Source organism: bacterium (genome assembly GCA_016873475.1).
GTDB lineage: Bacteria > Krumholzibacteriota > Krumholzibacteriia > JACNKJ01 > JACNKJ01 > VGXI01.
Genome location: VGXI01000378.1, coordinates 1 through 1,951, shown reverse-complemented (window position 1 = coordinate 1,951; position 1,951 = coordinate 1). Strand labels below are relative to the sequence as shown.

At 75.7% G+C, this 1,951-nt stretch carries 1 protein-coding gene; it reads left to right on the top strand.

Annotated elements, in window-relative coordinates; genetic code table 11:
• On the top strand, positions 1–1,951 hold a 1,951-nt coding region (locus tag FJ251_15935; protein MBM4119192.1), incomplete at both ends, for a hypothetical protein.

Below are 1,951 nucleotides of genomic sequence, written 5' to 3'. Positions count from 1 at the left end.
GCTCAGGTCCGACGAGGCCGAGGTCGTGCGCGCTTCGGCTGCCAGGGCCCTCGGCCGCGCGGGCGGCCGGGAGGCGGAGGAGGCGCTCGGGGCTGCCCTTGGCGACCGCTACCGCTCCGTGCGCCAGGCGGCGCTGGACGCGCTGAACGCCATGGGATGGCGGCCCGGCAGCGTGGTGGCGGAGGCCATCGTGGCGCTCGCCGGCGAAGACTGGCAGGCGCTGGGAAGGCTCGGCGAGCCCGCAGTGCCGCTCCTCGAGCGCGTCCTGCGGGAGAGGGGGCTCGATTCGGGGAGCGTCGGCAGAAGAGCCGGCGCCGTCCAGGCGCTCGTGGGAGTGGGCGGCGCAGCCCTTACGGCGCTCCTGCCGGCGCTCGCGGATACGCATCCGACGGTGCGTGCCCTGGCGACCCGCGGGTACGGTACGCACGCCGCGCAGGCGCCTGCCGGGGCGGCCGCGGAGCTCAGGCGGCTCCTTCGCGACGATCCGAGCGGCCACGTCCGCGTGGGCGCAGCCACGGCCCTCGGGCGGATCGGGGACGAACAGGCCGTGGCCTTGCTCCACTCGGCGGCCAAGGGCGATCCCGAGGACAAGGTGCGCTTCGCAGCGGCCGAGGCCCTGGCGTGCCCTGCGCTCCGGCAGACGGGGTTCCTCGTCCAGCGCCTGTCGGACAAGTCTCCGGAGATCCGCGTGACGGCAGCGAACGCGCTGGGCGCGTCCGGTGATCCGGCGGCGATCGATCCACTCGTCGAGGCGATGGGCGACGCGGTCCTTTCGGTCCGCGAGGCGGCCGGGGCGGCGCTCGCCTCCCTCGGCTGGATGCCGCTCGGCGTGCGCACGCACGTCGCGGACCACGCCTACGCGCGCTGGATGTCCCGGCGCGAGCTCCAGGCACGCACCGGGCTCGAGGACCAGAAGGCGATGCTCGTGGCGGAGCTCTCGAGCTCGTCGCCCGCGGCGCGCCGGTGCGCCCTGGAGGCCATTGCCCGCTGGCGGGACCCGACCCTGGCCGGGCCGGTGCAGGCCCTCCTCGACGACGTGAGCCGGCTCGTTCGCACCGAGGCGGCCCTGGCGCTCGAGATCCTCGGCGCCGAGCCCGGCGAGGACGTGCAGGGCGCGCTCGTGCAGGTCGCTCGAGGTCGCATGGACGAGGCGGCCCGATTCGGCGACGTCGCAGGCCCCGCGCTCTCTCGAGCGCTGCTGGAGCACACCGGCGTGGAGCGCGTGCGTGCGGCCGAGGCCCTGGCGCGCCTCTCGCCGGAGGCAGGAGCCGAGGCGCTCTCGAGCGCCGTAAGGGGCGACCGCGACGCCGCAGTCCGGGTGGCTGCTGCGAAGTCGCTTGGGGCTCTTCGCGCGGGCCACGACGCGCTAGGGGCGGCTCTCGCCGACTCCGAGAGCGACGTACGCGCGGAGGCTTGCCGGGGACTTGCCGCCAGCAATGAAGGCGTCCGCCTGCTCCGCGGCGCATTGGCGCACGACGCTGCCGTCGCGCGCGCGGCGGCGCTCGCGGGTCTCTCGGCGGCCGGCGACGTTGCCAGCGCGGGATCCGCGGCAGCCATGTTGCTCGGCGACGCGGATGCGATAGCACGCATCGCGGCTGCAGAGGCGATGCCGGCGCTCGCGGGAGCAGGTGCGCTCCAACCGCTCGCTGCGTGCATCGCCAACGACGAGGTCTCCGAGGTCCGGGCCGCGGCGGCCCGCGCGCTCGGCCGGGTACCCGGCGAAGGGTCCCAGGCACTCCTCGTGGACACGCTCTGCGACGGGGCTCGCGAGGTCCGGCAGGCCTGCGTGGCTGCGCTCGACGAGCAGGGCTGGAAGCCCGACGACGACCTGGCTCGAGCGCTCCTCGACCTTGCGCGGGAGGACTGGAAAGCTCTCGGGCGCCAGCCGGCGGCGGTCCCGTACCTCGACCGAGTCCTCCGCGAGCCGGGGCACGACCCGAAGTCCATCCCC